A 13,798-nucleotide genomic window follows, 5' to 3' on the forward strand; every position below is an offset into this window, starting at 1 on the left:
TGCGACGGGACGTCGCAAATATCCATGGGGTTTATCTATGGGATTTGTCGCTACCTGACGCGAAACTGACAGACGCCGCTACGGAGTGCGGTTTGCGGTCACGAGGCGAGCCTCGCGGATGTCGGCTTTGGTGCCGGCCTGGCGAAGGCAGGACGCCTCGAAATTCGGCCAGGCCTGCTGCGAGCAGTCCTTGCCGATGGTGCGGATGTCGAGCCGGTCGCTCTTGGCGAGCGGTTGCGGCACGCTCGCTTCGACGGTGGGGGCGAAGCCGGGCAGGAGGGTGAGAGCGGCAGCAACACACCCAGAGATGGCGATCGCCGAAAGAGCTTTGATCATGACAGTCCCCTGTGATGCGGCCGCTACGCCCAGTGTGCGGCCCGTCGTTCGTTGGCCGGATTAGTAACCATGGCCAGTTTCCGGACGTCTTCGCGAACCCGGGAAATGGTTTCGTTCGCGCTCCGTTTTGTTTCGTGGCCGCCCTCAGGACGAAACAATTCGGCCCATTCCGACACGGTTTTGCGGAAAAACCGCCAGGGAACCTGACCGGCTTGCCGGGCCGGGCCGGGCGCGGTAGGACGTTGGCCATGCCGCGCATTGCCTTCTATCCAGGTTCCTTCGACCCCATCACCAACGGCCATCTGGACGTGGTCCGGCACAGCGTGTCGCTGTGCGACAGGCTCGTTGTGGCGATCGGGGTGCATCCCGGCAAGAAGCCGCTGTTCTCGACCGAGGAGCGGTTGAAGATGCTCCATGACGTCTGCGGGCCGGTGGCGGCCCAGGCCGGCTGCGTGCTCGAAGCGGTGACGTTTGACGACCTGTCGGTGACATCGGCGCGCAAGTACGGTGCGACGATCATGATTCGGGGCCTGCGCGACGGCACCGATCTCGACTACGAGATGCAGCTCGCCGGCATGAACGAGGCCATGGCGCCCGAGGTGCATACGGTCTTCCTGCCGGCTTCTCCCATGGTCCGCCCGATCACCGCCACTTTGGTGCGCCAGATCGCTGCCATGGGCGGGGACGTCTCGGCCTTCGTCCCGCCGCTGGTTGCGGCCCAGCTCAAGGCAAAATTCGCCTGATAACGGCGCGTTTCCTTTCTCATCTCTGATCCGGAGTTATCATGATCCGAATTCTCGCAGTTCTTGCCGCGGTTCTGTTCGCGGTGCCGGCCTTCGCGCAAGCCTTGCCGGCCGGCCTCGACAAGGCCAACGCCATCGTCATCGACTCCACCAAGGGCCGCATCGTCATCAAGCTCAGGCCGGACCTCGCGCCCCAGCACGCCGAACGCATCAAACAGCTCGCGCGCGAGGGCTATTACAACAATGTGCCGTTCCACCGCGTCATGGACGGCTTCATGGCGCAGACCGGCGACGGTCAGAACTTCAACGGCACCGGCGGCTCGAAATATCCGAACCTGAAGCAGGAATTCTCCAAGGTGCATTTTGCGCGTGGCATCGTCGGCATGGCCCGGCGCGGCGACAGCGTCGACACCGCCAATTCGCAGTTCTTCATCATGTTCGCCGACGGCGGCAGCCTCGACAACCAGTACACCGTGATCGGCGAGGTCGTGCAGGGCATGGACGTCGTCGACAAGCTGAAGAAGGCGCCTCCCGGATCAAGCGGCGGCACCGTCACCGATCCCGACAAGATGGTGAAGGTGCAGGTCGCTTCCGACATCAAGTAGGAGAGGCGATGGCGCGCGCCTGTGGCAAGCTCCTGCTGGTTGCCGCGGTGCTGCTGCTCGGCGTCCCCGGCGCAATCGCCGAGGACGCACAGGTCAACACCATCCAGGACATCTTCCGGCATCTGCGCACCTGCTGGAAGCCGCCGCCCGCCGCCAAGGCCCGCCCGATCGACATCACCGTCGTCGTGAGCTTTAACCGGGCTGGAAACATTCTGGGCCACCCGAGGATTACCTATGAATCCGCGGAGGCTTCCGACGAGGACCGGCTGCAATACCGGGTCGCGGTGATGGAGGCATTGCAACGTTGCACGCCGATGCCATTTACCGATGCGATGGCCGGCGCCGCTGCAGGGCGTCCATTCGCGATCCAGTTTCGCAACCGCAAATCTTCACCTGACAGGACTTCACCCCCAACCCAAGAGAGACGAGCATGAGCGCCACCGAAAACACACTGATCCTCGAGACCACCCAGGGCCCCGTTACCATCGAGATGCGGCCTGATCTGGCGCCCGGCCACGTCGCGCGCATCAAGGAGCTCGTGCGCGAGGGCTTCTACGACGGCATCGTGTTCCATCGCGTGATCGACGGCTTCATGGCGCAGACCGGCTGCCCGCAGGGCACCGGCACCGGCGGCTCCGGCAAGAAGCTGAAGGCCGAGTTCAACAAGGAGCCGCATGTGCGCGGCACCACCTCGATGGCGCGCGCCGCCAGCCCGGATTCCGGCGATAGCCAGTTCTTTATCGTGTTCGACGACGCCCGCTTCCTCGACAACCAGTACACGGTGTGGGGCAAGGTTACCGAGGGCATGGAGAACGTCGACAAGATCAAGCGCGGCGAACCCGTGCAGAACCCCGACAAGATCGTCAAGGCGCGGATGGCGGCTGACGCGGAGTAGGCGTTTCTCCTCATGGTGAGGAGGCGCGTAGCGCCGTCTCGAACCATGAAGGCCGAGCTGCAGCAGCAGGGCCTTCATCCTTCGAGATGCGCGTTCCGCGCTCCTCAGGATGAGGAGTGACTGTACGGCCGTGAGCCCGAGATGCGCACCGATCTCTTCGATTTCGACCTGCCCGCCGAGCGCATCGCATTGCGCCCGGCGAGCCCGCGCGACTCCGCGAAGATGCTGGTCGTCGATCCCGGCACGCTCCGCGACCAGGTCATCGCCGATCTGCCGCAATGGCTGAAGCCGGGCGACCAGCTCGTCGTCAACGACACCAAGGTGATCGCGGCGCAATTGAAGGGCCGTCGCATCGGCCGCGAGACCGAGCCGAAGATCGAGGCGACGCTGATCAAGCGCCTCGACGGCTCGCGCTGGCAGGCGCTGGTGAAGCCCGCCAAGAAACTCGCAGCCGGCGACCGCATCCGCTTCGGCAATGAGGGCAAGGTCTGCCTGCTTGGCCATCTCGACGCCGAGGTCGAGGCCAAGGGCGCGGAAGGCGAGGTGACGCTGTCATTTTCGTTCCACGGTCCGACGCTGGATCAGGCCATCGCCGATCTCGGCAGCCCGCCGCTGCCACCCTACATCGCCTCGAAACGCACGCCCGACGATCAGGATCTCGCCGACTACCAGACCATGTTCGCGGCGAACGAAGGCGCCGTTGCCGCGCCGACAGCCGGCCTGCATTTCACGCCCGCGCTGGAGCAGGCGCTGCACGCGCGCGGCGTCGGCATCAACCGCGTCACGCTGCATGTCGGGGCAGGGACCTTCCTGCCGGTGAAAGTGGACGACACCGAAGGCCACAAGATGCACGCCGAGTGGGGCACGCTCTCGGCCGAGACGGCGGAGCGGCTCAACACCGCGCGCAAGACCGGCGGCCGCATCATCGCGGTTGGCACCACGTCGTTGCGCCTGCTCGAAAGCGCAGCCAGCGAGGACGGCACCCTTGAGCCGTTCGCCGCCGAGACGTCGATCTTCATCACCCCGGGCTATCGCTTCCGCGCCGTCGATGTTCTGCTGACCAATTTCCATTTGCCGAAGTCGACACTGTTCATGCTGGTGTCGGCGTTCTCCGGGCTCGATGCGATGCGGCAGGCCTATGCGCATGCGATCGCGACCGGCTATCGGTTCTATTCCTATGGCGATGCGTGTTTGTTGTTTCGGGCGCCGTAGGGTGGGTTAGCCGTAAGGCGTAACCCACCGCTTCTGTTTACGCGGTAGAGACAGTGGTGGGTTACGCTGTCGCTAACCCACCCTACGCACCTCCCGTTACGCCATCACCCGCTGCGGCAAGAGCTCCGCGATCTGCACTGCATTGAGCGCAGCGCCCTTGAGCAACTGGTCCGCTGCCACGAACATCGAGATCGAATGCCCGGAGGGGTCGCTGAGGTCCTTGCGGATGCGGCCGACCAGGACGTCGTCCTGGCCCGTGGCGTCGATCGGCATCGGGAAGTAGTTCTTGGCACGGTCGTCGACGACCTTGACGCCGGGCGCTCGCGCCATGATGGCACGGACCTGATCCTCGCTGATCGGCTTCTCGCATTCGAAGGTGATGGCTTCGCAATGAGCCCGCAGCACCGGCACACGGACGCAGGTGACGCCGATCGCGATCTTGTCGTCCTCGAAGATCTTGCGGGTTTCGTTGATGACCTTGGTCTCTTCGTCGTTGTAGCCGGTGTCGGGGTCGATCGCCGTGTTGTGGTTGAAGAGGTTGAAGGCGTAGGGATGCGGCATCACTTTCGGCGTATAAACCTGGCCGTTGAGGTTGGCGCGGGTGGACTCGACCAGCTCGTCCATGGCGGCGGCGCCGGCGCCGGAGGCGGCCTGGTAGGTCGAGATGATCACGCGCCTGATGCGGTTGGTCTGGTGGATCGGCCATAGCGGCACCAGCGCCGTGATGGCGGCGCAGTTCGGGTTGGCGATGATGCCCTTGTGGTCGCGGATGCGGTTCGCATTGATCTCGGGGATTACCAGCGGCACGTTCGGGTCCATCCGGAAGGCGGAGGAGTTGTCGACGACGACGGCCCCCGCCTTGACGGCGATCGGCGCGTACTTCTTGGAGATGCTGCCGCCGGCGGAGAACAGGGCGATGTCGACGCCTTCGAAGGCGCGTTCGGTCAGCTCCTCGATGACGACGTCTTGCCCGCGGAACGACACCGTCTTGCCGGCCGAGCGGGCGCTGGCGAGCGCCTTGAGCTTGCCGACGCGAAAGCCGCGCTTGTCCATGGTGGCAATGAATTCGGCGCCCACCGCACCGGTGACGCCGACAATCGCGACGACGGGATCGTTACTCACTGTGTCCTCCATTGATTTGAGAATTCAGACAACAAAAAAGCCCCGGACCAACGAGGGCGGGGCTTCGGTAGAGTGGATTGCGTTCTAGTCGACGACTACACGCGCACGCCTCCCCGGGCCCCGAAGGCCGTGGTGGTTTTCGTCGTGCGTTTGGTGGTCGTGAACATGGCGGGAGCTTATGCGGGAGAGTTTTGCGCCCGTCAATGGCTTTTCGGCGGGATTGGGGCTGCCGCTATTTAGTCCGGGCGCCCGGCGGTTCGAGGATGACCTCCTTGAGGTTGTCGCCACTGATGACGACGATCGCGAAATTCAGCCGGCCGCGTTCGCGCACCAGCCCGCCGCTGATCGCCTTGCCTGAGGCCGCGCGTTCGGCGACGTGCACGGCATCCGCAAGCCGATGCTTGATGGCACCGAGCGCTGCGAGGTTGCTGCGGTCGTCGAGGTCGAGCTCGGCGAGAGGGAGGGCGGCTTCGCCGCCGACGAGCTCACCAGTCGCCGCATTGATGGTGTGGCGCCAGATCCGGTCGTTGTGCAGGGTCTTCACCCGGTAGACCGGCACACCGGAGGCTCCGTCGAAACTCACATCCGCCGTGGTGGCACCGGCGTGGCGGGCTTCCGCAATCGCCATGGCCTGGTTGATCGAGATCGACGAGCTGCGGAAGCGCTCGATCTCGCGACTGACCGCTTGGCGGTCGGCCTCAGCGTCACCATCTGTGTCGCTGTGAAGGGCGGTCGGCGTGCCCGTGCTCACGATCGCCCGCACCGGCGCCGCGAGGAGGAGTGCGGACAGGGCGATCGCGAGCAATCCCGAGATACGTCGTTTGGCTGTCGTCATGCTCGAAACCCTCGGCCAGCGAGTGTGCCGGATGATCGTAAAGAATTTGCGGCCGACCTTGGGCATCGGTCGGCCGCTGAGCGTCGTGACGGGCTGTACCGCCGCGGCGATCGAGGCGGTGCGGACCTCTTGGGGCTGGTGAAAAAGCGATCCGCATCGCCCTATAACTAAACCATACCGTATCGTTTTGTTTTGGTCAACGGCGCGGGCGCGGGATTCACTGGAAAGATCGCAATCTCACGGAATTGTCAGCGGGATGGGCGCCGCCGCCGCGTGGTCTTGGCGGCGTCCTGGAGGCGGTCCGGGGGGCCAAGCGCTCCGGCCAGGAACAGCTTGATGGCAACCCGCATACGCTTTTCGGCGTCTTTCAGCTCGAGCGTCGTTCCGAAGGTCGCCATGCGGTGGGTGTGTCCCACGACGACATCGAGAAACACCTCGGCTGCGATCGTGGTGTCTTCCATGTTGAGTGCGCCTTGCGCCACCAGATGGTCGAAGAAGCGTGCCGTGGTGGCGACGGCCTTGAGCCAGCCTTCCTCCTTGCCGAGCTTGGCGATCTCGGGGAAGTTGATGGCCTGCGACGTCATCATGCGGCTGAAGGCGACGGCATCGGGACCGCAGGTGAATGTCAGCATCTCGCGCCCGATCTCGACCAGCCGCTGTTCGACCGAGATATCCGAGGCGCTGCCGAGCTGCGTCTCGGCGGCCGCGGATAGCGGTGCAAGCCATCGCGCGATCTCGCGCCGCAGCACGGCGGCGAACAATCCGCGCTTGTCGCCGTAACGGGCATAGACGGTGGGCTTGCTCACTCGCGCGGCTTCAGCGACTGCATCGAGCGAGGTCGCGTCAAAGCCGCGATCCAGGAACAGGCGGGTGGCGACCTCGATCAGCCGCTGATCGCGCTCGATCGCGGCGCTCTTCGTCGGCCGGCCGCCGCGCGATTTCGGCACCTCGCGCCGCTGAGCTGCCGGTCTTGTCCTGGTCGCAGTCAATCCCATGCCCAATGATTCCTGCGCGGTCGTGACATCCGTGATTGCTCTATAACGCGCAGCAACGGGTGCGTCATGGCTAATCTGGCCGAATGGGCCTCATCGTCAACCGTCCCGGCACGGCCCCGTTCCTCGGCGAGCGCTCACGGAAGCGTCGAAGTCCAGGCTTGGCCAGACGCCGCCTTCTCATATCCGTACTGATACAGCGCCCGCATATAGGCGGTGTCGAACCCTTCCGAGGGAGCCGCCGGATAGTCGCGCGCGATGTAGGAGAGATGGAAGCCCAGGCGGTTGCGCCTGGCAAAATCATAAGTCGAGAAGATGATCGAACGGGTCTGCGACTGGGTGATCGACGACAGGCTGCGTGAGGCGACGTCGATGGTGCTGTTGGAGACAAGCTCGAAATTGCGTTCGATCTTCTTGTTGACGAGGATGTAGATGTCCAGCTTCGCAGGGCCGGGAAGGCGACTGCCCTGGAACAGCAGGGCTTCCGGCAGCGTCAGCACCGGGGCGGTCACGCCGCCGTCGACATGCATCTCCTGAAACCTGCGGCCCTCGCCTTCGGCGTCGATCATGATCGGCGGAAACACCAGGGGGATGCTGGCGGAGGCCGCCATCACGTCGCGAAACAGCTTGAGCGCCTCGGGCGTGCCGACCGCGGCGATCTTGCCCATGTCCCAGATCGCGGTCCGCTGGGTGTCGAGATCGGTGGTCACCACCAGCAGCCTTCGGCCCCTGGCGTTTTCACGGGCGACCTGCGCCATGATCTCGGGCCCGACATAGCGGGCGACGAGCTCGCGCAGCCGCGTGTTGCCGAACAGGCCGGATCCGAACAGCACGCGCATGATGCTGGGATCGCTCAACAGGCTCTCCGCGACACCGCTGGTGTAGACCTCCTTCAGCGTGTCGTCATATCGCGAGCCGAGAAACGCAAAGGGCGCGATCAGGCCGCCGGTGCTCACGCCCGAGACGACCGAGAAGGTGGGACGGGTTCTGGCCGCGGTCCAGCCGTTCAGCACGCCGACACCATAGGCGCCATCGGCACCGCCGCCTGACAGCGCCAGGTAGGACTTCGTTGCGGTGCTGGTGTCCTTCTCGAAGCTGAATTTCGTGATGGGTTCGTCGGCGTAGCGCCGGAGGCCGTCGATATCGAGGACGCGCGACGTGCTGGCTTCGGTGGCCGTATAGGGCGTGCGGGGCAGGGAGGTGCAGGCGCCGAGCGCAAGGCTGCACGTCAAGACCAGCAATCCGAACAGGCGGGCGCCGGTCTGCCTTGTCCAGCCATGCGAACGGGCGGACGGAACAGTCGAACTTGAAGGGAAGGGCATTGGCGGTGGCTGGCGATCACGCATCTACCGCCGCCGGCAACATTGCCGCGGCAGCTCGTCCAGCCCCCAGGGTAAAACTACACTGTATCGTTTTGTTTAACAAGCGCCGCCGCCGCACAATTCCGTGTCCCCAATATTGGTGTCCGTTGTCCCAGTCTGATGCATAAGCTGGCCGAGGCATCGCCTGGGCGGGTTGATCGGCCTGCTCCGACACGCAATAAGCACCGTCATGAATCGTCCTGACACCGGTCTGCCCAATCATTTCGAACTGCTCGCCACCGATGGCGCCGCGCGCACCGGGCGCCTGACTACGCCGCACGGCGTGGTGCGCACGCCCGCCTTCATGCCGGTCGGTACCGCTGGCGCGATGAAGGGCATGCACTGGCGCGAGGTGCGTGAGGCCGGTGCCGACATCGTGCTCGGCAACACTTATCATCTGATGCTGCGTCCCGGTGCCGAGCGGATCGCGGCACTTGGTGGCCTGCAGACATTCACCGGCTGGAACGGGCCGATGCTGACGGATTCCGGCGGCTTCCAGGTGATGTCGCTGGCGGATCTGCGCAAGGTCAGCGAGCAGGCCGTGACCTTCCGTTCGCATATCGACGGCGCCAAGGTCGAGCTGTCGCCGGAGCGCTCGATCGAGGTGCAGCGTTTGCTCGGCTCCGACATCGCCATGCAGATGGACGAATGCGTGCGACTGCCCGCCGAGCGCGCCGACATCGACCGCGCGATGCAATTGTCGCTGCGCTGGGCCGAGCGAAGCAAGCGCGCCTTCGAGAGCGCGCCCGAGGGCTACATGCTGTTCGGCATCGTGCAGGGCGGCGACATACCCCAGCTTCGTCATGCCAGCGCCCAAGGCCTCGTCGAGATCGGTTTCCATGGTTATGCCATTGGCGGTCTCGCCGTCGGCGAGCCGCAGGCCGTGATGCTGGCGATGATCGACGAGACAGCGCCGCTGCTGCCGAAAGAGCGGCCGCGCTATTTGATGGGCGTCGGCACACCCGACGACATCCTCGAGGCAGTCAAGCGCGGCATCGACATGTTTGATTGCGTGATGCCGACGCGCAATGGCCGTCATGGCGTTGCCTTCACACGCTTTGGCCAGGTGAATTTGCGCAACGCGCGCCACGCCGACGATCCCCGTCCGCTCGACGAAGAGAGCTCCTGGCCGTCGGCGCGCAGCTACGTGCGCGCCTATTTGCATCATCTCGTCAAGGCGGGCGAGACGCTGGGCGCGATGCTGCTGTCCGAGATCAATATCGCTTACTACCAGTTCCTGATGCAGGGCATCAGGGACGCGGTCGCACAGGGCACGTTCGAGGAGTTCTATCGGCGTACGCGCGATGACTGGGCGAGGGGCGATATCGCCCCGCGCTAGGTCAATTGCGCAAGGTCGGATGCAGAGGAAACGTCAGTTGCAGAGAATGCGCTGCTTGACGGCGTGCTTGGTCACGAAGCCGTAGCCGCAATTGTCGCAGGTCCAGAGATAGCTGATCAGGTGTTCCGACACATACGCAGAACCTTCGGCGGCGACCATGGAGTCGGCGCAGACGGGACAGGTGGGCAACTCACTGCACCGCGGAGCGCGGTTCGATGCGACGGTCGACAACACTTCAGCGACTGCTGACATCGTGGTGACCTCTCTGCTTTGAGACCTAAGTCTAACATAAGCAGAATCAGTTGACGAGGTCGCAACACAAATGCGCTGGTTTTCTGATAATTACTGCTCACGTGATTTTGCGATGCAGCGTACTTAACATGTGCCGCAATGTCGCTTGCGTGTCGCCGCAGGCTGTCTCTAACTGCGCAAGAGCTGCAACAGAAGCACAAATCGTCGCCACAGGGAGTTCATCATGGACGCATCGTCCACCACGGGTGCAGCGCACCAACCCGGCCGCGGCCGGATCTATGACTCGATCGTCGATGCTTTTGGCGACACGCCGATCGTGCGCTTGCGCCAGTTACCGGCCATGCACGGCGTGAACGCGACCATTTTGGCAAAGCTTGAATATTTCAATCCCGCCGCAAGCGTGAAGGATCGCATCGGCGCGGCCATGATCATCGCGATGGAGAAGGCCGGCATCGTCAAGCCCGACACCGTGCTGATCGAACCCACCTCCGGCAATACCGGAATCGCGCTGGCCTTCGTCGCGGCGTCGCGCGGTTATAGGCTCAAGCTGGTCATGCCGGAGTCGATGTCGATCGAACGGCGCAAGATGCTGGCCTTTCTGGGCGCGGAACTGGTGCTGACACCCGCCGCGCAAGGCATGAAGGGCGCGATTGCGACAGCCGAAGAGCTGTTGAAGACGACGCCGAATTCGGTGATGCCGCAGCAGTTCAAGAATCTCGCCAATCCCGAGGTGCACCGCCGCACCACCGCGGAGGAGATCTGGAACGACACCGGCGGCAACATCGACTTCTTCGTCGCCGGCGTCGGCACCGGCGGCACCATCACCGGCGTCGGCCAGGTGCTGAAGCCGCGCAGGCCCTCGCTGCGCGTGATCGCGGTCGAGCCGGAGGAGAGCCCGGTGCTGTCGGGCGGCCAGCACACGCCACACAAGATCCAGGGCATCGGTGCGGGCTTCGTCCCTGACATCCTCGACCGCTCGGTGATCGACGAGATCGTGAAGATCAACTCGACGACGGCGATCGAGACCTCGCGGGCGCTGGCGCGGCATGAGGGCATTCCGGGCGGCATCTCGTCGGGCGCCGCGATCGCCGCGGCCCTCGAGATCGGCAGGCGGCCGGAAGCTGCGGGAAAGACCATCCTGGCTATAGTGCCGTCCTTCTCCGAGCGGTATCTTTCGACGGCTCTGTTTGAAGGAATCTAGGACATGGCGGATCAACCACCGAGGCGGCCGCGGACGTTGGGCGACGCCAGGACGGAGGCCGAGGCGGCGTTCAAGAAGGTGACGGCGAAGATCGCCGCAGCACCGCCAAAACAGAACGTGGCGCCGGGGGTCAAGGAGCAGGTCACGCTGCGCATCGACCAGGACGTGCTGGAGCATTTCCAGGCCGGCGGTCCCGGCTGGCAGGACCGCATCAACGAGGCCCTGCGAAAGGCCGCGGGGAAGTAGGCACCAAAGGCTGAGGGACTCGCAACGAAAAAGCCCGGCGCGAGCCGGGCTTTTGTATCTGCGATTGGCGTCGCCTCAGCGGCGGAACATGCCGCCCATCATGCCGCCGACGACACCGCCGACGAAGGCTGCTCCGGCAGGATCGCCGCCGCTGCTGCGATGGGGAGCCGGTGCGGGCGCGCTGCTGGCCGCGGGGGCGGCGGCCCGGCGGGCTGCCTTCTGGCTGTTGTCGCTCGCGGTCGGCGGGCCGGCCACAACCTCCGAAAGCAGAGCCTTGTGCTGGAGTTTGTTCAGGTAACCCGACGCGGGATAGCCGCGCGCCGCCTGCCACCGCTTGAGCACCGACCGGGTCTCCTCGCTGAACACGCCTGTCTGTTTGTTGTCGAAGCCGAGCCCGCCGAGGCGACGCTGAACGTCGCGGCGCAGGTTCTTGTCGAGGCCGATCTGGTCCTCGGTAAGCTGGGTGGCCTCATCGGTGAAGGTCGCGGGATCGACGCCAGCGGTGAGGGTACGCGTCGCGGTCGAGGGGCCGCTCTTGATGGCCGCGAGGCGTGCCAGCGCCAGCGCCTTGAACTGACCGTTGGGGTAGGCGGAGAGGTAGGCGTTGAGCTCTTCCGGCTTGTTGCTCTCCTTCACCGAGCGCCAGTATTCGAGCTCGATGCCGTCCGAGCTGCCGCCGGTCGCCATTGGCGCGCTGCCAGCAGCCGTCGGTGCGGCATTGGCGACCTGGGTCGTCGGAGCCTGGTTGAGATAGACCGCGCCGGTCAAATTGGTGTGGCCCCAGGGCAGCTGACCCTTGTGGGTCTCCTCGTTGACCTGGGCGCGGACCGACGTCATCGCCTGCTGGATCTCGACACCGGGCTTGGTGATGTTGTCGATCAGCGCACGGGTGAACGGGCTGTTGTTGCCCTCCTGGCCGTCGAGCGCGGTCTGGCCCGGGCCGGTGGCGAACGCGATTAGCGTGCCTTCGCCGGACTTCATCTCGGCAAGACCGCTCTGCACGTTGACGCTGCGGGTCGCGGAGTTCGACTTGATCTTGGCGGCGAACGGATTGTCGCGGCAGGCGTCAAGGAAGACCAGCTTGACCTTGGCGTCGCCCATGGTCTGCTCGAGCGTCAGATCGATGTTGATGGCAGCACCGAGCTTGACGTCCATCTCCGACTTGATGTCGGCATCGACAGGCAGAAGATAGTTGGAGCCGCCGACCGCGATGCCGTGACCGGCATAATAGAACACTGCGACATCGGAGCCCTGCGCCTTGCGGCCGAAGTCCAGCAGCTTCTCCGTCATCTGATCGCGCGAGAGGTTCGAACCTTCGATCACCTCGAAGCCGACATTGCGCAGCGTTGCCGCCATCGCCTTGGCGTCGATCGGCGGGTTCGGCAATTGTGCGACGTTCTTGTAGGTGCCGTTGCCGACGACGAAAGCCACACGGCGGTCGGCCTTCGCGGCACTGACCGACAGTGCCATGCACATCAGCGACGCGAGGAGGGTGAGAGTGCGCATCTGAAATCCCCAACAGAATCGAATTGCAGGCAGCAACAAATTGGCAACGAACTTACACGAATTGCCCGACTTGGCGCCACCAAGACTTGGCACCACCAAACGGCAGTTCGTCGCGTTCAACCCGCTGCTGTGTGGCAGAATGTGCACGATGGAAAGCCCCTCCAACGTGATCCAAATCACACGGCCACTTGGTTTTGTCGCACGAGGCGTCGGGAGGTTCAGCGCGCGCGGACAGGAACCGGCGAAGCCGGCTTCAAATTCAGGAGATTGCCGCAGAGGATCAGCGCCGCGCCGAGCACGGTCCAGGCATCGAGCCGCTCGGAATAGAGCAGCCAACCGACGGTCGCCGTGAGTGGAACCCGCAGAAAGTCCATCGGCACCACAATGGTCGCATCCGCGTACCGGAGCGCGCTGGCGAGGCAATAGTGCGAGAATGTGCCGCAGACCCCGATGACGAACAGCCAACCCCACAGGGAGGTTGACGGCCAGGTCCAGACATAGAGCGTCGGAAGCAGGCCCACGACCATCTGCACGACGATCATCCAGAACAGGATGGATAATGCGCTTTCGGTCCGGGTCAGCGATTTCGCCAATATCATGGAAATGCTGAAGCCGATCGCGGCTCCCAGTGCGATCAGCTGGCCCGGATTGATCTCGCCGGTGGCGGGCCGCACGATCATGACCACGCCGACGATGCCGAGTACGATCGCGGATACCTTCCAGACGGTCATGCGCTCGGACAGGAATGTTGCGGCCAGCAGCGCCGTCCAGATCGGCATGGTGAATTCGATCGCGACGACCTGGCCGATCCCGATCAGCGTCAGTGCGTAGAACCAGCCGAGCTGTGCGAAATAATGGACCCCGTTGCGTGCGAGGTGCTGGGGCAGGCGTTTGGTCGCGACCGCCTTGAAGCCACCGGCCCGGTAGATGATCGGCAGCAGAAGCGTGAACCCGATCACCGAGCGCACTTCCATAATCTCGAAGACGTTCAGCTCGCGCGTGGTCTCGCGCCCAGCGACCGCCATGACCAGCATCAGCGAAAGCCAGCCGGCCATCCACAGGGCAGCCATCGTTTTGGACGGTGTCGTGTTCATCGGCGCAGGTGTGGGAGGCGAGGGTCCTGAGGGAGAGCCGGTATCAGCGACATCGTCGC

Annotated in this window: 16 protein-coding genes; 8 read left to right on the top strand and 8 right to left on the bottom strand. The window is 64.3% G+C overall.

Annotated elements, in window-relative coordinates; all coding sequences use genetic code 11:
- Positions 1 to 78 precede the first annotated feature (78 nt).
- The gene (locus AC0L3K_RS03905) at positions 79 to 336 is read right to left on the bottom strand and encodes a hypothetical protein (RefSeq protein ID WP_007590731.1); all 258 of its coding nucleotides are present in this window, start codon (positions 334 to 336) and stop codon (positions 79 to 81) included.
- Positions 337 to 584: 248 nt separating this feature from the next.
- On the opposite strand from AC0L3K_RS03905, the gene coaD reads away from it, so the two are divergent.
- The 5 genes from coaD to queA all read left to right on the top strand — a co-directional run bounded on the left by coaD (position 585) and on the right by queA (position 3,791).
- Positions 585 to 1,079: a pantetheine-phosphate adenylyltransferase gene (gene coaD, locus AC0L3K_RS03910; protein WP_007590732.1), complete on the top strand. Its 495-nt coding sequence runs from the start codon at positions 585 to 587 to the stop codon at positions 1,077 to 1,079.
- A 41-nt stretch (positions 1,080 to 1,120) separates the two neighbouring features.
- Positions 1,121 to 1,684: a peptidylprolyl isomerase gene (locus AC0L3K_RS03915; RefSeq protein WP_007590733.1), complete on the top strand. Its 564-nt coding sequence runs from the start codon at positions 1,121 to 1,123 to the stop codon at positions 1,682 to 1,684.
- Positions 1,685 to 1,692: 8 nt separating this feature from the next.
- On the top strand, positions 1,693 to 2,118 hold the full coding sequence (locus AC0L3K_RS03920) for a hypothetical protein (RefSeq protein WP_007590735.1): 426 nt from the start codon (positions 1,693 to 1,695) through the stop codon (positions 2,116 to 2,118).
- Complete coding sequence (locus AC0L3K_RS03925) at positions 2,115 to 2,579, top strand: peptidylprolyl isomerase (protein ID WP_007590736.1); 465 nt, start codon at positions 2,115 to 2,117, stop codon at positions 2,577 to 2,579. Before AC0L3K_RS03920 ends, AC0L3K_RS03925 begins: the two co-directional genes overlap by 4 nt.
- Positions 2,580 to 2,720: 141 nt before the next feature.
- Entirely contained in the window at positions 2,721 to 3,791 is a 1,071-nt protein-coding gene (gene queA, locus AC0L3K_RS03930) for a tRNA preQ1(34) S-adenosylmethionine ribosyltransferase-isomerase QueA (RefSeq protein ID WP_007590737.1), read from the top strand.
- A 96-nt stretch (positions 3,792 to 3,887) separates the two neighbouring features.
- On the opposite strand, the gene AC0L3K_RS03935 is transcribed toward queA, so the two are convergent.
- The 4 genes from AC0L3K_RS03935 to AC0L3K_RS03950 all read right to left on the bottom strand — a co-directional run bounded on the left by AC0L3K_RS03935 (position 3,888) and on the right by AC0L3K_RS03950 (position 8,086).
- Entirely contained in the window at positions 3,888 to 4,925 is a 1,038-nt protein-coding gene (locus AC0L3K_RS03935) for an aspartate-semialdehyde dehydrogenase (protein WP_035992631.1), read from the bottom strand.
- Between the two features lie 220 nt (positions 4,926 to 5,145).
- Positions 5,146 to 5,748: a PepSY domain-containing protein gene (locus AC0L3K_RS03940; RefSeq protein WP_007590739.1), complete on the bottom strand. Its 603-nt coding sequence runs from the start codon at positions 5,746 to 5,748 to the stop codon at positions 5,146 to 5,148.
- Between the two features lie 248 nt (positions 5,749 to 5,996).
- Positions 5,997 to 6,743 (bottom strand): TetR/AcrR family transcriptional regulator, encoded by a 747-nt coding sequence (locus tag AC0L3K_RS03945; protein ID WP_007590740.1) that lies wholly within the window; start codon positions 6,741 to 6,743, stop codon positions 5,997 to 5,999.
- 134 nt (positions 6,744 to 6,877) lie between these two features.
- Positions 6,878 to 8,086 carry a patatin-like phospholipase family protein gene (locus AC0L3K_RS03950; protein ID WP_051058392.1) on the bottom strand — a complete coding sequence of 403 codons (1,209 nt, stop codon included), beginning with the start codon at positions 8,084 to 8,086 and terminating at the stop codon, positions 6,878 to 6,880.
- A gap of 205 nt (positions 8,087 to 8,291) precedes the next feature.
- Between AC0L3K_RS03950 and tgt the strand changes: the two genes are divergently transcribed.
- On the top strand, positions 8,292 to 9,440 hold the full coding sequence (gene tgt / locus AC0L3K_RS03955) for a tRNA guanosine(34) transglycosylase Tgt (protein ID WP_007590745.1): 1,149 nt from the start codon (positions 8,292 to 8,294) through the stop codon (positions 9,438 to 9,440).
- A 33-nt stretch (positions 9,441 to 9,473) separates the two neighbouring features.
- Here the strand turns inward: tgt and AC0L3K_RS03960 are convergent, their stop codons facing one another.
- Entirely contained in the window at positions 9,474 to 9,692 is a 219-nt protein-coding gene (locus AC0L3K_RS03960; protein ID WP_007590746.1) for a hypothetical protein, read from the bottom strand.
- 223 nt (positions 9,693 to 9,915) lie between these two features.
- On the opposite strand from AC0L3K_RS03960, the gene cysK reads away from it, so the two are divergent.
- A complete protein-coding gene (gene cysK, locus AC0L3K_RS03965) occupies positions 9,916 to 10,893 on the top strand; it encodes a cysteine synthase A (RefSeq protein WP_007590747.1) in 978 nt (325 codons plus the stop codon).
- Positions 10,894 to 10,896: 3 nt separating this feature from the next.
- A complete protein-coding gene (locus AC0L3K_RS03970; RefSeq protein WP_007590749.1) occupies positions 10,897 to 11,139 on the top strand; it encodes a BrnA antitoxin family protein in 243 nt (80 codons plus the stop codon).
- 75 nt (positions 11,140 to 11,214) lie between these two features.
- Here the strand turns inward: AC0L3K_RS03970 and AC0L3K_RS03975 are convergent, their stop codons facing one another.
- Together AC0L3K_RS03975 and AC0L3K_RS03980 are read right to left on the bottom strand one after the other, a co-directional pair.
- Entirely contained in the window at positions 11,215 to 12,645 is a 1,431-nt protein-coding gene (locus AC0L3K_RS03975) for a caspase family protein (RefSeq protein WP_007590751.1), read from the bottom strand.
- Between the two features lie 218 nt (positions 12,646 to 12,863).
- Positions 12,864 to 13,739 (bottom strand): DMT family transporter, encoded by an 876-nt coding sequence (locus AC0L3K_RS03980; RefSeq protein WP_007590753.1) that lies wholly within the window; start codon positions 13,737 to 13,739, stop codon positions 12,864 to 12,866.
- Between the last annotated feature and the right edge of the window lie 59 nt (positions 13,740 to 13,798).

Source organism: Bradyrhizobium sp. MI1.10 (genome assembly GCF_055811035.1).

What these genes read in the sequence shown, in the direction of transcription:
- AC0L3K_RS03905 (WP_007590731.1), bottom strand. Translation starts at nt 336, where the DNA reads ATGATCAAAGCTCTTTCGGCGATCGCCATCTCTGGGTGTGTTGCTGCC.
- coaD (WP_007590732.1), top strand. Translation starts at nt 585, where the DNA reads ATGCCGCGCATTGCCTTCTATCCAGGTTCCTTCGACCCCATCACCAAC.
- AC0L3K_RS03915 (WP_007590733.1), top strand. Translation starts at nt 1,121, where the DNA reads ATGATCCGAATTCTCGCAGTTCTTGCCGCGGTTCTGTTCGCGGTGCCG.
- AC0L3K_RS03920 (WP_007590735.1), top strand. Translation starts at nt 1,693, where the DNA reads ATGGCGCGCGCCTGTGGCAAGCTCCTGCTGGTTGCCGCGGTGCTGCTG.
- AC0L3K_RS03925 (WP_007590736.1), top strand. Translation starts at nt 2,115, where the DNA reads ATGAGCGCCACCGAAAACACACTGATCCTCGAGACCACCCAGGGCCCC.
- queA (WP_007590737.1), top strand. Translation starts at nt 2,721, where the DNA reads ATGCGCACCGATCTCTTCGATTTCGACCTGCCCGCCGAGCGCATCGCA.
- AC0L3K_RS03935 (WP_035992631.1), bottom strand. Translation starts at nt 4,925, where the DNA reads ATGGAGGACACAGTGAGTAACGATCCCGTCGTCGCGATTGTCGGCGTC.
- AC0L3K_RS03940 (WP_007590739.1), bottom strand. Translation starts at nt 5,748, where the DNA reads ATGACGACAGCCAAACGACGTATCTCGGGATTGCTCGCGATCGCCCTG.
- AC0L3K_RS03945 (WP_007590740.1), bottom strand. Translation starts at nt 6,743, where the DNA reads ATGGGATTGACTGCGACCAGGACAAGACCGGCAGCTCAGCGGCGCGAG.
- AC0L3K_RS03950 (WP_051058392.1), bottom strand. Translation starts at nt 8,086, where the DNA reads ATGCGTGATCGCCAGCCACCGCCAATGCCCTTCCCTTCAAGTTCGACT.
- tgt (WP_007590745.1), top strand. Translation starts at nt 8,292, where the DNA reads ATGAATCGTCCTGACACCGGTCTGCCCAATCATTTCGAACTGCTCGCC.
- AC0L3K_RS03960 (WP_007590746.1), bottom strand. Translation starts at nt 9,692, where the DNA reads ATGTCAGCAGTCGCTGAAGTGTTGTCGACCGTCGCATCGAACCGCGCT.
- cysK (WP_007590747.1), top strand. Translation starts at nt 9,916, where the DNA reads ATGGACGCATCGTCCACCACGGGTGCAGCGCACCAACCCGGCCGCGGC.
- AC0L3K_RS03970 (WP_007590749.1), top strand. Translation starts at nt 10,897, where the DNA reads ATGGCGGATCAACCACCGAGGCGGCCGCGGACGTTGGGCGACGCCAGG.
- AC0L3K_RS03975 (WP_007590751.1), bottom strand. Translation starts at nt 12,645, where the DNA reads ATGCGCACTCTCACCCTCCTCGCGTCGCTGATGTGCATGGCACTGTCG.
- AC0L3K_RS03980 (WP_007590753.1), bottom strand. Translation starts at nt 13,739, where the DNA reads ATGAACACGACACCGTCCAAAACGATGGCTGCCCTGTGGATGGCCGGC.